This is a genomic window from Serratia sp. JSRIV004, from assembly GCF_019968705.1.
Lineage (GTDB): Bacteria > Pseudomonadota > Gammaproteobacteria > Enterobacterales > Enterobacteriaceae > Chania > Chania fonticola_B.
In genome coordinates, this window is the sequence record NZ_CP074140.1 from 5,053,117 (window position 1) to 5,070,178 (window position 17,062).

The 17,062-nt window shown below is 51.9% G+C and carries 17 protein-coding genes and 4 pseudogenes; 2 read left to right on the top strand and 19 right to left on the bottom strand.

Annotation, left to right across the window (positions count from 1 at the left end; all coding sequences use genetic code 11):
- Positions 1 to 45 precede the first annotated feature (45 nt).
- The 12 genes and pseudogenes from KGP21_RS24035 to KGP21_RS24090 all read right to left on the bottom strand — a co-directional run bounded on the left by KGP21_RS24035 (position 46) and on the right by KGP21_RS24090 (position 10,770).
- A complete protein-coding gene (locus KGP21_RS24035) occupies positions 46 to 462 on the bottom strand; it encodes a hypothetical protein (RefSeq protein WP_223499792.1) in 417 nt (138 codons plus the stop codon).
- Positions 463 to 992: 530 nt separating this feature from the next.
- Positions 993 to 1,834: pseudogene (locus tag KGP21_RS24040) on the bottom strand (ISKra4 family transposase); the annotation flags it as partial.
- A 179-nt stretch (positions 1,835 to 2,013) separates the two neighbouring features.
- Positions 2,014 to 2,604: a plasmid pRiA4b ORF-3 family protein gene (locus KGP21_RS24045; protein WP_223498389.1), complete on the bottom strand. Its 591-nt coding sequence runs from the start codon at positions 2,602 to 2,604 to the stop codon at positions 2,014 to 2,016.
- A gap of 96 nt (positions 2,605 to 2,700) precedes the next feature.
- Entirely contained in the window at positions 2,701 to 3,396 is a 696-nt protein-coding gene (locus KGP21_RS24050; RefSeq protein WP_223498400.1) for an IS6 family transposase, read from the bottom strand.
- Between the two features lie 62 nt (positions 3,397 to 3,458).
- Positions 3,459 to 3,644 (bottom strand): annotated as a pseudogene (locus tag KGP21_RS24055) (hypothetical protein); the annotation flags it as partial.
- Positions 3,645 to 3,672: 28 nt separating this feature from the next.
- Positions 3,673 to 4,608, bottom strand: coding sequence for an Rpn family recombination-promoting nuclease/putative transposase (locus KGP21_RS24060; protein ID WP_223498417.1), 936 nt, complete (start codon positions 4,606 to 4,608; stop codon positions 3,673 to 3,675).
- Entirely contained in the window at positions 4,605 to 4,970 is a 366-nt protein-coding gene (locus tag KGP21_RS24065) for a helix-turn-helix domain-containing protein (protein ID WP_371822070.1), read from the bottom strand. Before KGP21_RS24065 ends, KGP21_RS24060 begins: the two co-directional genes overlap by 4 nt.
- 40 nt (positions 4,971 to 5,010) lie before the next feature.
- On the bottom strand, positions 5,011 to 5,706 hold the full coding sequence (locus KGP21_RS24070) for an IS6 family transposase (RefSeq protein ID WP_223498418.1): 696 nt from the start codon (positions 5,704 to 5,706) through the stop codon (positions 5,011 to 5,013).
- Positions 5,707 to 5,825: 119 nt separating this feature from the next.
- Entirely contained in the window at positions 5,826 to 6,095 is a 270-nt protein-coding gene (locus tag KGP21_RS24075) for a PAAR domain-containing protein (protein WP_223498419.1), read from the bottom strand.
- Complete coding sequence (locus KGP21_RS24080) at positions 6,092 to 7,246, bottom strand: type VI immunity family protein (protein WP_223498420.1); 1,155 nt, start codon at positions 7,244 to 7,246, stop codon at positions 6,092 to 6,094. Before KGP21_RS24080 ends, KGP21_RS24075 begins: the two co-directional genes overlap by 4 nt.
- Before the next feature lie 16 nt (positions 7,247 to 7,262).
- Complete coding sequence (locus tag KGP21_RS24085) at positions 7,263 to 8,600, bottom strand: VRR-NUC domain-containing protein (protein WP_223498421.1); 1,338 nt, start codon at positions 8,598 to 8,600, stop codon at positions 7,263 to 7,265.
- Between the two features lie 4 nt (positions 8,601 to 8,604).
- Positions 8,605 to 10,770 carry a type VI secretion system Vgr family protein gene (locus tag KGP21_RS24090; protein ID WP_223498422.1) on the bottom strand — a complete coding sequence of 722 codons (2,166 nt, stop codon included), beginning with the start codon at positions 10,768 to 10,770 and terminating at the stop codon, positions 8,605 to 8,607.
- A 419-nt stretch (positions 10,771 to 11,189) separates the two neighbouring features.
- Here KGP21_RS24090 and KGP21_RS24095 point away from each other — a divergent pair.
- Positions 11,190 to 11,779: pseudogene (locus tag KGP21_RS24095) on the top strand (plasmid pRiA4b ORF-3 family protein).
- 179 nt (positions 11,780 to 11,958) lie between these two features.
- Positions 11,959 to 12,534 (top strand): annotated as a pseudogene (locus KGP21_RS24100) (ISKra4 family transposase); the annotation flags it as partial.
- A gap of 54 nt (positions 12,535 to 12,588) precedes the next feature.
- Here KGP21_RS24100 and KGP21_RS24105 read toward each other — a convergent pair.
- The 7 genes from KGP21_RS24105 to KGP21_RS24135 all read right to left on the bottom strand — a co-directional run bounded on the left by KGP21_RS24105 (position 12,589) and on the right by KGP21_RS24135 (position 17,056).
- A protein-coding gene (locus tag KGP21_RS24105) for an IS6 family transposase (RefSeq protein WP_223498423.1) occupies positions 12,589 to 13,283 on the bottom strand; the annotation gives its coding sequence in 2 pieces (ribosomal slippage) (positions 12,589 to 12,638 and positions 12,638 to 13,283; 696 coding nt in all).
- 90 nt (positions 13,284 to 13,373) lie between these two features.
- Positions 13,374 to 13,649 carry a hypothetical protein gene (locus KGP21_RS24110; protein ID WP_223498424.1) on the bottom strand — a complete coding sequence of 92 codons (276 nt, stop codon included), beginning with the start codon at positions 13,647 to 13,649 and terminating at the stop codon, positions 13,374 to 13,376.
- Between the two features lie 75 nt (positions 13,650 to 13,724).
- Entirely contained in the window at positions 13,725 to 14,678 is a 954-nt protein-coding gene (locus tag KGP21_RS24115) for a fimbrial protein (protein WP_223498425.1), read from the bottom strand.
- A gap of 158 nt (positions 14,679 to 14,836) precedes the next feature.
- Positions 14,837 to 15,385: a fimbrial protein gene (locus KGP21_RS24120; protein ID WP_223498426.1), complete on the bottom strand. Its 549-nt coding sequence runs from the start codon at positions 15,383 to 15,385 to the stop codon at positions 14,837 to 14,839.
- A 9-nt stretch (positions 15,386 to 15,394) separates the two neighbouring features.
- Positions 15,395 to 15,883 carry a fimbrial protein gene (locus KGP21_RS24125; protein ID WP_223498427.1) on the bottom strand — a complete coding sequence of 163 codons (489 nt, stop codon included), beginning with the start codon at positions 15,881 to 15,883 and terminating at the stop codon, positions 15,395 to 15,397.
- Positions 15,884 to 15,894: 11 nt separating this feature from the next.
- Positions 15,895 to 16,443, bottom strand: coding sequence for a fimbrial protein (locus KGP21_RS24130; RefSeq protein WP_223498428.1), 549 nt, complete (start codon positions 16,441 to 16,443; stop codon positions 15,895 to 15,897).
- The gene (locus tag KGP21_RS24135) at positions 16,436 to 17,056 is read right to left on the bottom strand and encodes a fimbrial protein (RefSeq protein ID WP_223498429.1); all 621 of its coding nucleotides are present in this window, start codon (positions 17,054 to 17,056) and stop codon (positions 16,436 to 16,438) included. Before KGP21_RS24135 ends, KGP21_RS24130 begins: the two co-directional genes overlap by 8 nt.
- Positions 17,057 to 17,062 lie beyond the last annotated feature (6 nt).

Genomic DNA, 17,062 nt, shown 5'->3' on the forward strand with positions numbered 1-17,062 from the left:
TTTTCTGTCATGGTAATACCTTACCCGATTTACAGCTCACAGGTATTAACGGCCCTCATCCGACTGACTTTCTGGGGGAAGCCTGACATGTTCTGCTGCAGCCTCATGTATCCGCTTAAGCGCCACTGAGCGATCCGGACGAGTGAGGCCGGCGCGTGCATCAATGGAATAACCTGATGTATCGATATCAAATTGTTCAACCCCAATTTTTTTGAGGTACATGACCAATGTGTCCAGCTTTTTGAACACCCTGACCGGGCGAGCCTGTGACGCCAGGGTCTGCTCACTCAGACCGTACTTAACCTTTAATATCCAGCCGCCATCAGTCCCAACCACGTTTAAGGCACTGACGCTGCCGCTTTCAACCAGAAGGCGCAGCGCTGCATTTTTGAGAATTTTTTGTGTCATAACACCACGCTGTCTGTTTTTCTGCTTGGGTATCAGGGGCATGGCCATCGTCATGGCAGTAACACGCACATCACACGGATTCGTGTGGAAACCTAAAAATGGACGAACATGCACAGAGACCAACAGGTTACCGAATTTGAGCCTCTAAATAACACGTTTGAAATACAACACCATGGAAGTTCGCCCCTGTATATTTAACGCCCAATGAGTCTGTGATGCTTGCGAACGGCTTTGGACTGACATTGGCACTTATCTTGAAACGCATCATACATTGATCGGTTTAACAGATCAATCAGTCTTGATTGATTGATTTAATCTATAGGTTAAACAAATTGAAAATACACTATCGATCGTTTAATGCTATTGTATTTTTAAGAAACAACAGGTTCAGAAAAAAAATAACCAATTGAAAAATGGTGTTTTTTATTGAGCATGGCAACCTCGCGGCTGCAAATTGGATCAGCGGGAGCATTTGAACAGTGATAGCGTCAAAACCATAAATTCCGACGCGAAATCGACACATGCTTTGTCTTATACGCGTTATTGCGTCGTATTGCTTATATGTCATTAACGCAACAAAATTACTGCAGTTCCCTCAGGTTATCCGCGCCATCGGATAAAAAAATATCTGCTGGTTGGCCTGCATTCCCTGGGCGGAGAGGTGTGCCATTAGTCTGCGTTCCGGATGGCAGTCGTCATTCTGGACAAAACCAAAGCGGCGCGTGTCTGTCGGAGACCCGACTGAAAAGGATTTGCCGGCAATAATTTCAAAATTTCGCTTTTTGTCGTCCCGATCCCGAACATAACCCCCATCAATACCTACCACAAGCGGTTTACCTGGTCTGGGCAGGTTCCCCCAGTCGCGGGGGCAACCGGAAAGAAAGCCAGAATTCGCTTCTGCCTCTGCATCAAGGCGCTGCGCCACCTGACATAAGTTATTCCTCACCGTTGAGGCATTTAGGCTGTCTCCCACTGGCAGAATATCTTTCAGCAGACGGGTCGTCATTTCATACGAGATCATTGAGGCCCTGCGGGTTTCTATATATTTCAGGGCAGGATGAGTGTGATCGCCCGCCCAGTCACTGAGAAGGCTGACGGTCTTTGTTGTACTTTTTTCGCAGCGGCATCTGTACACCCGGAGCCCCGATACGGGAATAATGCCAAACAGTGTCCGGTACTGTATTTTCTGCCGGCCTTTGATTCTGCGCGCTGCAAGGCAGTGAGGACACTGGATATGCTGGTGAGTGTATTCGTCCGCCTGCTGCTGAACCATTGACTGCTGGACGGTATTCAGCAAGCTCTTCGACTCTGAAAGCGATAATCCGATATCATTTCGGGCATCTCCTGACTTCTGTAATGTCATCAGTTCTTCCGTTCGGCTCACGCCTGACTCATCGGTTATAACTATCTGGAGCGTCAATTTCATCGTTGCCTCCTGCGGTGGTGGGATTATCTCCTGGTTACTGGTTTTTCATCTGGTTGCGAAGTTTATAATATATTGAAATGCCGAGGCTTACGTGGTCGCAGGCGATCCTGAGTCTGACACCTCTGGTCCTGAGCGCGCCAATTTCCTGAATTAGAGAAGGACACCTTTATAGATATCCGTCAGCGGCGGCGATCCAACCAGATCACTTCAGGTTCCAGTGCTGGCGCCGCCAGGTCGAGTTTGCTCAATTGCCTGTTGATTTTATTGCGATTGAACCGAACAGCATCCAGGTCGTCAACAAAGATCCGGATTTCTCCGACCGTTGTTGCATCATCCGCATTAACGATGGCCTCCAGAAAAGCCAGCGTCTTATCCGCTTCATCCGCAGCCGTTGCTCCGGGCATGCCATGGCCGCTCATACAAAATGGTGTTTTCAGCGTTGAGTCTTCATGAATGGCCTCAACCCGAACGTCATGAAGCCAGTGCTCAAAGAAGTTGTATTCGTAGGTAAAGCGATCGCCGATATCAAAACTAAAATCATCAATCACGGTCTGGAACGGGTTATCCGGAAAGCCAATGCCACCGTCGTAAGAGATACCGTAATCTTTGCCGTAAATATGAAACTGATGGAGGTAATCATCACCCCAGCCCTGCACGATCTGGAAAATGGAGTGAAGTGCGGCCAGCGACGTATCAACAGCGATTCTTAGCCGACGCCAGACCATGGGACTTACGCCACGAACAGTAATTTTGATGACGTAGATCTTCATAGCCAGATAGCAGGTATTGTTATGAAATAATGTTGGATATTCTGGTTCTGTCGCATTAACGGGCACAGGCCAGCCAAAGTGGGTGTTGCCGATTATTTAGGCAGCCAACAGATAAAATTGTTCCGCAGGTGACAATACCTCACTTTCCGGATGCTGATATTGTCCTTTGCGTATCATGTGGATCAATTCGATGCCCGCCAAAAGCCCCTGTGCCCGTCGAAACGATTTGAATCCCAGCATCGGTCTTATCCGGCGTTTGATATTGCGGTGATCTTGCTCAACCAGATTGTTTAGGTACTTACTTTGCCTCACTGTAATCGTTTCCTCATCGGGTTTGTCGGCGTTGAGCGTGGCCAAAGCCGCTGTGTTGGCCCCACTTTTATCGATAGTGACCCCCTCGGGTTCGCCGTGATGACGTATGGCCTTGCGGAAGAAGCGCAATGCGGCGGCGGCATCACGTTTGGCAGTGAGCAGAAAGTCGATTGTCTGGCCTGATGTGTCAACAGCCCGGTACAGATACTTCCACTGCCCGTTCATTTTGATGTAAGTTTCATCCATTCGCCATCGACGACCCACCGAACGTTTATGCCGGCGGAATGCCTTGTCCAACAACGGCACCAGACGGATAACCCAGCGATGCAGTGTGGCATGGTCAACAGCAATGCCGCGTTCAGCCATCATTTCCTCGAGATTGCGCAAGCTAAGGGCATAAGCCAGATACCAACGAACACATTGCGCGATGATATCGATGGGATAATGCAAGCGTTTAAAGGCATTCCTGATCAGAGACATTAATAGGCAACATTACAAAAAAAACAGCATATTACCTGACGCCGCCTTAACGCGACAGAGCCCCTGGGGAAGCGTTTTTGCTTTTGGGCGGTGGCCAGCCAGCGGATCAGAAACAGGTTTTCGGCATAGGGCGTGCCGGCGATGCCGTCCTGGCGCGCCAGCCCCAACGCCACCAAGGCGCAGAACGCCAGATGGCTGAGCGCTGAGGTAGTGTTCTCTGTGGTAACGGATTCGGTTTTATCTAACAATGGCTACCCTGCCCGTTGACGCAAAGGATTAGTGGCGGATCTGCGCCAGGTCGTCAGCGGTCAGCCCGGTCATTTTCATGACGGTGTTGTGGTCGAGGCCGTTCTGCAACATGGTGCGGGCAATTTTGAGTGCCTCTTCCTGCCTGCCCTTCTCAATGCCCTTCTCTATACCGCGTTGTTCACCAAGCTGGATACCCTTCTCGATGCCTTTTTGTTCAAGCTGTTGTGCAATAGTCATGAGTTCATCCTCGTTTTGCGGAACCCGCAGTGCCAGTTCACGTATGAAAGCTTCGGCATCCGACGATTCACCGGCCTGGATAATATAGTGTACCAGTGAAATTACCTGTGGCGAAGAGAGATAGCCGGCCAGCAGTATGGTGGCCAGTTTATCCGTCAGTTCCGCCAGGTCACGCTGGCGAATATGTTTCTGCAGCAGGGTCAACGCGGCCATACTGCGGTGACCCATGATTTCCTCGTCGGGGATGACCGTTACATCAACAAGCGGGAAATCGCCGGTATACAGTTTCTCCGCCAGCGCCGGATCATCAAATTCCTGCAGCCAGTTGGTCGAATAAGGATATGGGCTGCGTTTGCCGGTATAGAAAAGTACCGGAATGACCAACGGCAGCGTTTTATGGCCGGCGTCGAGGTGGCGTTGCATGGCGGCGACGGCATATCGGATGAGGCGAAACGCCATGTGCTTATCAGGACTCGATTGGTGTTCGATAAGTACCATCACGTAACCGTCAGCGCCGGCGGTGGTTTTCAGGCTGTAGAGCACGTCGCTGAAATACTGGCGCAGATCATCTTCGACAAAGGAGCCTGACTCCAGTTTCAGCGTGCTGAGGTCGCAGATGGCCCGCAGCTCTGTCGGCAGATGGATGTCCATAAAGTCGCGGGCAATCTCGGGCTGCGTCAGGAATTGCCGGAATGTCGCATCATGGGGTGTGGGATTTTTTTTCATGGGGTTATCGTAGCACGTTCGGTCACCGGTTCACTATGGCTGAGCAGAGGCTTCACTCGCTCACCGGGCAGGATGGCGCCAGGATGTTGCAGTCGCCAGGCTTTTAATATCCGGTAGACGCTGGCCTTGCCAATGCCCAATTGCTCGGCAACTGCTTCGCGGGTTAATCCGGCCATCGTTAATTCAATGACCTGCTGCGTTTTCGCCTGGGCCGTCGGTTTTCTTCCTTTATATGCACCCTTGGCTTTTGCCCGGGCAATGCCTTCCCGCTGGCGTTCCTGGCGCAGGCGTGTCTCGAACTCGGCAAAGACGCCCAACATATCCAGGAAAGCTTTGCCGGAGGCGGAAGGGTTCTGTCGCATTAACGGGCACAGGCCAGCCAAAGTGGGTGTTGCCGATTATTTAGGCAGCCAACAGATAAAATTGTTCCGCAGGTGACAATACCTCACTTTCCGGATGCTGATATTGTCCTTTGCGTATCATGTGGATCAATTCGATGCCCGCCAAAAGCCCCTGTGCCCGTCGAAACGATTTGAATCCCAGCATCGGTCTTATCCGGCGTTTGATATTGCGGTGATCTTGCTCAACCAGATTGTTTAGGTACTTACTTTGCCTCACTGTAATCGTTTCCTCATCGGGTTTGTCGGCGTTGAGCGTGGCCAAAGCCGCTGTGTTGGCCCCACTTTTATCGATAGTGACCCCCTCGGGTTCGCCGTGATGACGTATGGCCTTGCGGAAGAAGCGCAATGCGGCGGCGGCATCACGTTTGGCAGTGAGCAGAAAGTCGATTGTCTGGCCTGATGTGTCAACAGCCCGGTACAGATACTTCCACTGCCCGTTCATTTTGATGTAAGTTTCATCCATTCGCCATCGACGACCCACCGAACGTTTATGCCGGCGGAATGCCTTGTCCAACAGCGGCACCAGACGGATAACCCAGCAATGCAGTGTGGCATGGTCAACAGCAATGCCGCGTTCAGCCATCATTTCCTCGAGATTGCGCAAGCTAAGGGCATAAGCCAGATACCAACGCACACATTGCGCGATGATATCGATGGGATAATGCAAGCGTTTAAAGGCATTTCTGATCAGAGACATTAATAGGCAACATTACAAAAAAACAGCATATTACCTGACGCCGCCTTAACGCGACAGAGCCCAAAAAGCAGGCTTAGCGTAGGATATTTAATGAGATGGTCACTCCCTCCTTCCCGGTACTATGCTGATGCCACCAACTTGCAGCCACCAGGGCAACCACAGGTCACTTTGTGTCCTTCAAGGGCAATCTCCACACCTGCAATATTGGCCAGCGAGCTGCCTTCACTGATCACGCCTGGTGCCTTACAAACCGGGCAGAAAACCGGGTCGCCCTTGCGGGCGAGCGCCTGAGTTTGATTGGCCAAGGGGGAGCCACTGAGCACTTTACCCCCGGTGGTAGTGGTATCCCCCACCAGGATAACCTTTTTCCCCTGTACGACCGTTCTCATGCCCGTGGAGCCTGGACATTACCATCATCTTCCGCTTCACTGGCCAGATCCCACCAAATGACCTCTCCCGCTTTTCCGGCCGGGGCCATTTCGCCTTGCTTAATAATGCGCATGGTGTGAGGGAATGAGGGAGTCGTCCAGTTGCCGGTCACCAGCGCCGGAGTGCCCGATTCTAATGGCGACAGTGATAATGGCCCCTGGTCATAACGGGAATACCAGGCAAGAGTCGATTGTTCATCGAATTGATTGACCCCGTAAGAATGCAGGGAGTGCCCTTCCTGTGGCTGGACACGTATCGGGCGGATCAACTGGTTGACGGCCAGATATTGCGGTGATAATCCTGCCGTCAACGGGGTCAAGTCCGGGTATTGTCCGGCGCGGATTAACAGCCCGCCGGGATAATGTTCAACGCCGATCTCTGGGTCATGGGAGAGCACCTGACGTACCCAGTCCTCACCGCCTAACCGCTTGATATAACGATTATCTAAAATGGTGATCCAGTTAACGCCACGACTGCTATCCGTGTACTGCATGGCGTCGGCAAAGACGTTTGCATTCACCTGTAGTGGGGGATAGCGTTTAGCCAGTTCATATTCAAGAGGACAGTAGTCATCAAAATCAAATGGCATGCTCAGACAATACCCACAGTCCCCGCTATCGGGTTCCAGTTGTTGGCACAGGTAAGTCAGCCAGTCATTAAAACGCGCCATACCCTGTGTTTCTTTAAGGTAAAACCAGGGCAAGACCAAACTCAGATAAGAGTTTTCGTTATCATCGTCATCACCCGAATCCAGATACCCCATAAGGCAGTTGGGGGCTTCAGACATATTTTTCGCATCGCTAATTTCCCAGCCACCGTAGTCATGAATGCCTTTATTGCGGATGCTGTCTTCCACCTTAGCGATATTTTCAGGACTGTATTTTTTCATTCCTTTAAAGGAATGCGTGTGAAAGCGTAAATGTGTACCGAATTCTGCACGGAAGCGGCTAAAACAGGCCAGTATCTTCTCCCGTTTTTCCAGGGTGTAACCCTGTTTAAAAAACAGGGTGATCGACAGACCCAACCGGCTAACAACAACATCGTTATTGTCGGTAAAGGTAAATTCAGGCACCCGCTGTTCCAGTAATGCCGTGTATTCAGTGTGTTGCATTGTGACTCCTGATAAATTATTGCGCGACGACCAAGGTACCGCCGCCCACCGCCGCCAGTGCGGCGAACAGCCCGGCAGCTGCGGCTCCCCCTGCGGCGACAGCCGCAGCGACAATCGCAACCAACGCCACCACGGCGGCGGCCACGGCGAGCGTCACGATAATGACAGCCCCAGTCACTGCGGCTTGGATAACCAGTTGTACCGTGCCATTGCCAATATCGGACAATATCTGTACCCATTCGATCTGTTTTAAATACTCCAGGGTTATCTCCGACCCTAACAGCACGGTTCGCCATAAGTCCTGGCACTGCGCAACGCTCCAGGTGATGATTTCACCGGTTTGCTTGCTCATCCAGGAGAACACATAGTGGGTTTGCTGAGTGAGGGGGTCGAGCACTTGCTGGCAGAACCAATCCCCTTTCTCGGAGACCCAGGCACCAAACTGGTGAAACATCTGACGAGTGCTCTTGCTGACATATTCCCAGCCCTCTTCTGCCAGGCTGGAAACCTCATTACCTAACATCACCCAGTCTTCCACCGACGGCATAAAATCCCAGGGGGACGTGCTCAATAACGGCAGATTTTTATGTAATGGCTGCGGAAGGGTTCCCGGCACCCCTTCAGGTGGTGGAACAGGGACAGGACGCGGCTGATCTCCCTGGTACGGCGGCAGTAAGGCATATTTTTCTGCACTGGGGCTGAAAGCGGCATTGTATTGTTTGTCGTACTGCTTTTGTTTCTCAGTACGGTTATCCTCAATACGCAGAACACCAAAACGGGCGTTTGTCGCTATCGCAATATAATCTCTCCGCTGATCTTTGGATAAGGTATCGCCTGGAAACTTCACCTCGATCAACATCTTCAAGTTATCGGCATGGAACTTATCATCAAAATAGGTGGCTTCGCGTCCAGGCCAACGCTTGTCGGTTTTTTTAACCAGAATGATGTCCGGGCGGCGTATTCGCTTTACATTACGTTTTATCCAATCTTCGCGTGAAGGCCGAGCAAACGGGTTGCGGGATTGTGGCAGATCGTCTTTATATTTCTCTATTGATTTTTTACTGGTAGCCAGCATGGGCAGAGGGACGGGTTTCGCCATCGCAAAGACGACCTCGGCTTTATAGGGCCAGCGATATTCCTCTTTTTCCTCTTCCTTCTGGATAAGACCGCTCATAATCAACTGGTTTAAAAAACGCACCAAACCGGCTTTGGTGACAATACGTAGTGGCAGGCGCATGGCAATTTCGGCTTTCTGTGCCAGGTAACAGGGGTCTTCATCGCCAGGAAATCTCCCGAGTTCCATCGTGCAGGTAATCGAGGTCACTGTCGGACAAATATTGCCTGGATTGCTCATCTTCTTACTCCTTGAATTCCATGACACGTTCTACCGGTGCATTGTCGCTGGCCTGGTAATAGGTTTCTTTCGCCGGTTTTTGGGTTTCCGGTAGGCCGAGTTCCAGATTGTCTTCTTTTTCGGAACGCACCATCAGAGTTCTGCCCAGTGCATCGGTTTTGCCTGAAACCACCTGACCGTTGGCCCCCTTGATGGTGTAGGGCGTATTAATCAGTGGCGCTCCCGTGCGTTCATGCAGCAACGTATAACGGGCAGAGTAATTAAACAGCGGAGTGGTGGGCATGACACCGGAAGCGTGTTCGGCCAGCGTAATACTCAGCCCTTCAATGCGGATATGGCCCATGGGATCAATCACAATGCGGCCCCCGGCATTGCCGATCTCAATCTGGCCGCTGGCAGAGTGGATCGAGATATGTTTGCCAACCTTCAGGGAGTCATTGTCTGCAATGTCAAGAAAGCGGCTTTTCTTCACGACCGTGGTCTGCTGGCCTTCGAGGGTGACGTTTTGATCTTTCGCCACCGTGAGCGTCTGATATCCGCCGATAGACTCGTCATCATCGACTTTGATCACCGAGGTGCGGTTATTATCGACCGTCAGTGTCATATCCCGGTTGATGGTAGTCGTCTGATCCCGCAGTACGTCGGTATTCATATCCTGTTGCGCATGAATATAAATTTCTTCACCGCCCCGAAGATCCTCAAACCGCAGCTCATTGAAGCCGTCGCCTTTATGGGTTTTTGAGCGTAGGGCCATCTGGGTTTTGGTCGCCGGTAAGTCACCGGGTGGCAGATTGTTAGCATGATAGGTACGGCCAATAATCACGGGCTGATCGGGATCACCATTGAGAAACTCCACAATGACCTCATGACCAACACGCGGAATAGCTAACATGCCCCAGCCTGCTCCCGCCCAAGGATGCGAAACCCGTACCCAGCAGGAGCTGGTATCATCCGTTCTGCCAGAGAGATCCCAGGGAAAGCGCACCTTGACCCGGCCGTACTCATCGCAATAAATTTCCTCAGACCCCGCTCCGGTGACGATCGCCACCTGTGCACCATCGATGCGCGGTTTTGGCAGCGAAAGGGGACGCCAGGTTTGCTTGTCGGGTATAAAGGTAAACTGGCATCCCAACGTGGTGCCCTGTTCCCCGGTGGCCTCTTCCAATGCTTGCGGCTGTCTGCCGGTGTGCGTAGCCCCGGTGATTTGCCACCGTGCGTTATGGGTTTCCAGCGGATGATTTTCCAATCTAAACCACACACCAGGTTGGAGCGCCGGGCTGTTGGCCGCGCCTTCTCCCTGATGCGCGTCGTTACGCAACGCCTGGACGCGCCAGCGGGCAAATTGATCGCCTGTTGGGCCAGTGCCTTTGAAGCGACCAGGATAGTCATAATGGCGATAATCGAAAGCCTGGTGTTCAAGGTCATTGGCAGACTCACGGGATTCTGCCTGCCAACTTGGATTTTTGAAGGTGTAATCTTTCAGCAAGACTTCAGACGAGCGCAGACTTTCTTTGCGACGAAAAGTACTGATACACAACTCGTCCGAATCTGCCCTTTTGGCTGGATGGTAAGGGAGTGTTGGCCCGGTATCCAGTGCGGCGCAATCATCGGCAAAGACCAACGTGTGTTGCTGATCTTTATGCTCAAAGAAATAGAAAATCCCTTCCTCAGCGGCAAGGCGATCGAGAAATTCTGCGTCACTTTCCTGGTACTGGACGCAGAATTCACGCCTGGCATGGGTATCACGCAAAGCAAAAGCATAGTGACTGATATGATGTTCTTTCAATAACGTTTCCAGGATCTCCTGAACATTCCGCTGTTGAAAGATGCGTGAATTTCTGACTAATCCCGCGCGCCAGAGTGCGGGGCGTATACTCAGGCGGTAATGTGTCTGATGGAGTCCAGTGTCTCCCTGTTCCACTTCAACCACGATGCCATTGACGATCCGCTGTACCTCGGTATCGCGCCAGATAGTCAGCGTGGCGGTTCTATCCAAAATAGCAGCGAACTCGATGCTGGGATTGGCACTGGCAGCCTCAAGTTCAAGGATAAATGGCGTAGAGAACTGTTCATGCAACGTAAAGCCTGATACCACGAAAGTTTCTGGTTCCAGACTGCCCACACTCAGCGTAAAGCGAAGCCCACTGGCTTCCTTGCTCAAGCTTGCCATCCGGCTTCCTTATTTATGGCGTGAATATGTTTCCGTTAAATAAAAAAATTTTGTATGTATACATAAAAAATGTTAATGCATATAAAAGAACAGCACAACTAATAAGTATTTTCCAGGTCAGTTACGAGTGGATAGAAGCTCTCCGATGAGCCTGGCTAGTTTGACAAAGTACTACTATTTGGCTTTATTGCCCCCTGATCTCAGACCAGTTAATTTAGAAAGGATCAAGAAGGATCCTCCCCCATCCTGCTAGACAAAGCTTTTGACATAGCTAGACACTCCACTGTGGCTTAGATCGCAACGAGCCGTTGCGATGCAATCTTGGAGAGCATGAAAAAGTGTGGGGCAGTCACCGAATGTATTGTCTGCTGGGGCTAGAATATCCAACATTATTTCATAACAATACCTGCTATCTGGCTATGAAGATCTACGTCATCAAAATTACTGTTCGTGGCGTAAGTCCCATGGTTGGCGTCGGCTAAGAATCGCTGCTGATACGTCATTGGCCGCGCTTCACTACATAATCCAGATCGTGCAGGGCTGGAGCGATGATCACCTTCATCAGTTTCATATTCATGGCAAAGATTACGGTATCTCCTACGAAGGGGGCGTTGGTTTTCCGGATAACCCGTTTCGGGTTGTGATTGATGATTTTGCTTTTGATGTTGGCGATCGTTTTACCTATGAATACAATTTCTTTGAGCACTGGCTTCACGACATTCGTGTCGAGACCATTCACGAAAATTCGACGCTGAAAACACCATTTTGTATGAGCGGCCATGGCATGTCCGGAGCAACGGCTGCGGATGAAGCGGATAAGACGCTGGCTTTTCTGGAGGCCATCGTTAATGCGGATGATGCAACAACGGTCGGAGAAATCCGGATCTTTGTTGACGACCTGGATGCTGTTCGGTTCAATCGCAATAAAATCAACAAGCAATTGAGCAAACTCGACCTGGCGGCGCCAGCACTGGAACCTGAAGTGATCTGGTTGGGTCGCCGCCGCTGACGGATATCTATAAAGGTATCCTTCTCTAATTCAGGAAACTGGCGCGCCCAGGACCAGAGGTGTCAGACTCAGGATCGCCTGCGACCACGTAAGCCTTGGCATTTCAATATATTATAAACTTCGCAACCATATGAAAAACCAGTACCCAGGAGATATTCCCACCACCGCAGGAGGCAACGATGAAATTGACGCTCCAGATAGTTATAACCGATGAGTCAGGCGTGAGTCGAACAGAAGAACTGATGACATTACAGAAGTCAGGATATGCCCAAAATGATATCGGATTATCGCTTTCAGAGTCGAAGAGCTTGCTGAACACCGTCCAGCAGTCAATGGTTCAGCAGCAGGCGGACGAATACACTCACCAGCATATCCCGTGTCCTCACTGCCTTGCAGCGCGCAGAATCAAAGGGCAGCAGAAAATGCAGTACCGGACACTGTTTGGCATTATTCCCGTATCGGGGCTCCGGGTGTACCGATGCCGCTGTGAAGAAAGTACAACAAAGACCGTCAGCCTTCTCAGTGACTGGGCGGGCGATCACACTCATCCTGCCCTGAAATATATAGAAACCCGCAGGGCCTCAATGATCTCGTATGAAATGACGACCCGTCTGCTGAAGGATGTTCTGCCGATGGGGGATAGCCTGAATGCCTCAACGGTGAGGAATCATTTATGCCAGGTGGCACAGCGTCTTGATGCTGAGGCAGAATCGCATTCTGGTTTTCTTTCAGGTTGTCCCCGCGACTGGGGTAACCGGCTCTGTCGCATTAACGGCCACAGGCCAGCCAAAGTGGGTGTTGCCGATTATTTAGGCAGCCAACAGATAAAATTGTTCCGCAGGTGACAATACCTCACTTCCGGATGCTGATATTGTCCTTTGCGTATCATGTGGATCAATTCGATGCCCGCCAAAAGCCCCTGTGCCCGTCGAAACGATTTGAATCCCAGCATCGGTCTTATCCGGCGTTTGATATTGCGGTGATCTTGCTCAACCAGATTGTTTAGGTACTTACTTTGCCTCACTGTAATCGTTTCCTCATCGGGTTTGTCGGCGTTGAGCGTGGCCAAAGCCGCTGTGTTGGCCCCACTTTTATCGATAGTGACCCCCTCAGATTCGCCATGATGACGTATGGCCTTGCGGAAGAAGCGCAATGCGGCGGCGGCATCACGTTTGGCAGTGAGCAGAAAGTCGATTGTCTGGCCTGATGTGTCAACAGCCCGGTACAGATACTTCCACTGCCCGTTCATTTTGATGTAAGTTTCATCCATTCGCCATCGACGACCCACCGAACGTTTATGCCGGCGGAATGCCTTGTCCAACAACGGCACCAGACGGATAACCCAGCGATGCAGTGTGGAATGGTCAACAGCAATGCCGCGTTCAGCCATCATTTCCTCGAGATTGCGCAAGCTAAGGGCATAAGCCAGATACCAACGCACACATTGCGCGATGATATCGATGGGATAATGCAAGCGTTTAAAGGCATTTCTGATCAGAGACATTAATAGGCAACATTACAAAAAAACAGCATATTACCTGACGCCGCCTTAACGCGACAGAGCCGCTCTTCCACCAAAGCTGGCTCCGGGATATCAGGTATCTCGATTATGTCTGCCGCGATACGAGCAGGATAGAGCAGGATAGAGCAGCGATTCAAGTTTATCGGGAGTCATGCTGTCAGGCAGCGGCCAGCTAATTCCCAGCTTTTTGAAGCGAACAAAGAGATCGCAGATGGTGCTTTTGGGGATCCCAAGCCGCCGACCAACGTCGAGTCTGGACAGGTGTTCATCAAAATGTAAGCGCAGTGCGTCGAAGAGCTGGGTCCGATATTTCATAGCGATAATGTCCATTATATAGATGATGGACATTATTTTCCCGGAACCGGAGGGATACCGACAGACGGTCTATATGAGCCGCTTACGCTCACAAAGACCTGTAATCAATCAGGGCAGTCCGATTTGCAGGACTGCCGTACCTGCAAAACTGCCTGTCGCGGGCAACGCTAATGGCTTTCTCACCAGATTGAAGGTGATTGCATCAGTACCTTCACCATTCACCATCTGGGCGGTGTACCTGCCGTTCACGCCGACAACACTGCTGCCCTTGACCAGGGAGACACCCAGGCCAGAGTTGCTGGTACCGATTAAACGGTTATCGAACGATGCAGTCCGTGGTGCCTGCAGGGTAATACCAATGCCCTGTGTCACCGTTTTATCCGAGCAGCTATAGGTAAGATTTTTGGTTACAGAGTAGCTACCGGGGGCCGTCGGATCGGTGGATATTTTAGAGTCAACCACATTACCAAAATCAACATCCAGAGAACCACCGCCATTGATGGTGCAGGTGTTGGGCCAAAACGTCACGCTATTTTGGGCTACTAGTTTTATATTAAGATCACTACGACTACCGTTATAATCATTGCTCTGATAAAGGCGTAATTCTGCAATAGTGCCGCCAGACGAAACATTCAGTGACTGAGGACTATTAACTGCGGTTATATATGGTGTTAAGTCGACTTTAGTCCATGGACCACCGTTAGCATCGGGTAGCGTCGCTAAAATTAAATCTGCAGGAATGGGCATATCTTTTATGCCGCTGGCCAACACCAACCCTCCTGTAAAGTTCCCCCCAAAAGGTAAAGATAAAGAATCATATCTAGTCTTAATGAAATCACGACGACTTGTATTACCAGACCCCTCAAACCTGCACTCTAGCTTAAGATCACCATAAGTGTATACTTGCCCCAAACTGGGAATAGGTATGACGGCTATCGTCGTATAGGCTGCTCCATGTACACCAAATGAAGCGCCACTATTTACTCTACATTCAGTTGCCCAAGACGACAGCGTGTGCAGACTCACAGCACTCAGTATCAGTAATCTAATAATCTTCTTCATGTTCCACCACACCCCCAATAATCGTCTTTATCAGGTGATAATTAATCTTCTTGACCAAGGCCGTTCGGCAAGGGCTCATTGTCACTCTTAACCCATACCCTGTTGGGCGAACAACCACGCTGCGGGATTGTCTCGCGGCTATCCCGATTCAATCAGCCCTACTCATACTCAAGCACAAAGGTCGCCGTCGCACTGAATGCCCCACGGGTTATCGTCTTGTTCGCCAGTGCAAACGGCTCTCCCTGCACATAGGCCTTAAAGCTCAGCGTCGTCGTCGTGCTCGTTGTCGACAGCAGGTTCTGAGGACCCTGCTCATTGAGGGGCAACTGCACCGCACTCGCCCCCGCCGTCTCTATCCCCACACCAATCCCGCTCACCCCCGTCACCGCCAGCAAACCCGGCAAATTCAGGTTCTCCATCCCGTTGAACGTCAGCTTGACCCAGCTCGATGCCGCCGTATCACAGTCCACCAGGTTCAGCGAGAACGTCTTGCCCAACGTCCGCGTGTTCGTGTACAGGTACTTGTCCACCACCGCACCAAAATCCACACTCAGGTTTTCATCACCCGCCTGGATTTTGCACGGTGCATACACCAGCGTCCCTCTGAATCCCATGACCGTCGCCTGAGCCGGTGCCATCCACAACGCACTCAACAACGGCAGCGCCCCCAGACCGACACACAGCAGACTGTGTTTTCTCTCTCTCACCGGCTTCTCCTAGTCATAACTCGCCAGCAGCGTCGCCGTGGCAGTGAACGGCCCGTCGGTAGGCTCCTGGCCCGCTCCGCCATTGACAACCGGCACGGCAGACAACACTGGCAGCGCCGCTGGGTTGATGACCGTACCTGCCGTGCTGTTTATCGCCAGGACACGCCCCCCCAACAGCAGGCGAATACCCAGCCCCGCCCTGCTTGTCTCCACAGCCGTCGCGTCAAAGGCCGCCGCTCTCCCCTGGAAGCTGAGCCTGACGTTGCCGGTGGTGTCAGCACAGGCAACGTTATACGAGATTGTCACACTGTAAGCCGTCCCATCAATCTTGTTGATGATGAGGTCATCGCCGAAATCCACATCGATAGGGTCATCGTTATTGATTTTACAGGGGAGGGACTCCACCAGGTTGCCGGTAATACTCACGTCAACCGCACCGGCCACGCCGGTGAAGAGGGTGCCCGCCAACCAGGTGGCGACGGCAAGCGGTCTTTTCATGCTATTGGCCCTCATTGAAAATCCACCTTCAAGGTCAACGTGGCCCTAAAGGCACCACCGGAGAGCGTAGTCCCGCTGTTCTTTACCGGCACCACGGTTAGTTTGGGCGTTGCCGCTGCAGACGTCAGGTTAAACCATTGGTTCGGACTGACCCTGGTGCCATTTTGGCGTAATTCCAGCCCCAGATTGGTGTTGCTAGTCATTAATACCCCGTTGTCAAAACCGGCTGACGTCCCGTACAACTGCATCCTCACCTGCTGGCCTGCCCCTGCCGCGACAGTGCAATCCAGGGTGTAGGGGATTTCCGTTTCATAGGTGTTCCCGGTTGAGATGCTGTTGCTGGCCGGAATTCGGGTGGTCAGCAGGTCATTGCCCAGATTGACGCTGATATCGGTATTATTGTTAATCTGACACGGCACACTCACGACCACACCCCGGATATTCACGTCCAGTGGGGCGGCCATGGCGGACGGCATCGCGACCGCAAGGACCAGCGCCCCCATCAGCAGGCTGCGCCGCGCTTCCTGCCCCTGTTTGTGTCCATGCCGTGCTCTACTCATAACTCAACCTGAAATTGACGTTGGCAAAATAGGCTCCCGATTGCAACGGGGCTCCGGTACGCTCAGGCGTGATGTAATACGTCAGCACGTCACTACCCGGGGTCAGAAACACCGGCTTCGCCAGTTGACCCAATAGCATGTCGCGCTGTGCACTGTCGCTGAGGCGCAGCCCCATCCCGTTGACCCCTTTCGCGCGCACCAGTTGCGGGTTGGCGCCATCCTGCTCACTGACAAAGGTCAGGGACATGGCGGGCTGGTTGGGACTCCAACTGACATTGCCCTGCGTATCCTGGTTGTTTGCAGCACCGCGAATGCAGTCACGCAAGCGCAGTTGGACCGCTACCGGAGTTCCCCGGTCACCGGCCTGTTGCAGGTCACCGGTCGCGATATTACCCATGTCCACCGTCTGGTCGGCCGACGGCATCTCCAGCCGACAGGCGCTTTCGGTCATAACACCGAACACATGCAGTACCCCGTGGTCCCCCTCAACCAATCCATCCGTGAGGCCGGCCTGCGCCACGGGAGCCAGTAGGGCAATCAGTACCAGTCCAGACAGGCCACACATCACGCCTCCCGTTGTGCGCGACAAGGCCTGGTTCTTCATTCTGTTCATTTTTTC

Coding starts and splice junctions, on each gene's coding strand:
- KGP21_RS24035 (WP_223499792.1), bottom strand. CDS start 462: ATGACGATGGCCATGCCCCTGATACCCAAGCAGAAAAACAGACAGCGT.
- KGP21_RS24045 (WP_223498389.1), bottom strand. CDS start 2,604: ATGAAGATCTACGTCATCAAAATTACTGTTCGTGGCGTAAGTCCCATG.
- KGP21_RS24050 (WP_223498400.1), bottom strand. CDS start 3,396: ATGTCTCTGATCAGGAATGCCTTTAAACGCTTGCATTATCCCATCGAT.
- KGP21_RS24060 (WP_223498417.1), bottom strand. CDS start 4,608: ATGAAAAAAAATCCCACACCCCATGATGCGACATTCCGGCAATTCCTG.
- KGP21_RS24065 (WP_371822070.1), bottom strand. CDS start 4,970: ATGCGACAGAACCCTTCCGCCTCCGGCAAAGCTTTCCTGGATATGTTG.
- KGP21_RS24070 (WP_223498418.1), bottom strand. CDS start 5,706: ATGTCTCTGATCAGAAATGCCTTTAAACGCTTGCATTATCCCATCGAT.
- KGP21_RS24075 (WP_223498419.1), bottom strand. CDS start 6,095: ATGAGAACGGTCGTACAGGGGAAAAAGGTTATCCTGGTGGGGGATACC.
- KGP21_RS24080 (WP_223498420.1), bottom strand. CDS start 7,246: ATGCAACACACTGAATACACGGCATTACTGGAACAGCGGGTGCCTGAA.
- KGP21_RS24085 (WP_223498421.1), bottom strand. CDS start 8,600: ATGAGCAATCCAGGCAATATTTGTCCGACAGTGACCTCGATTACCTGC.
- KGP21_RS24090 (WP_223498422.1), bottom strand. CDS start 10,770: ATGGCAAGCTTGAGCAAGGAAGCCAGTGGGCTTCGCTTTACGCTGAGT.
- KGP21_RS24110 (WP_223498424.1), bottom strand. CDS start 13,649: ATGTCCATCATCTATATAATGGACATTATCGCTATGAAATATCGGACC.
- KGP21_RS24115 (WP_223498425.1), bottom strand. CDS start 14,678: ATGAAGAAGATTATTAGATTACTGATACTGAGTGCTGTGAGTCTGCAC.
- KGP21_RS24125 (WP_223498427.1), bottom strand. CDS start 15,883: ATGAAAAGACCGCTTGCCGTCGCCACCTGGTTGGCGGGCACCCTCTTC.
- KGP21_RS24130 (WP_223498428.1), bottom strand. CDS start 16,443: ATGAGTAGAGCACGGCATGGACACAAACAGGGGCAGGAAGCGCGGCGC.
- KGP21_RS24135 (WP_223498429.1), bottom strand. CDS start 17,056: ATGAACAGAATGAAGAACCAGGCCTTGTCGCGCACAACGGGAGGCGTG.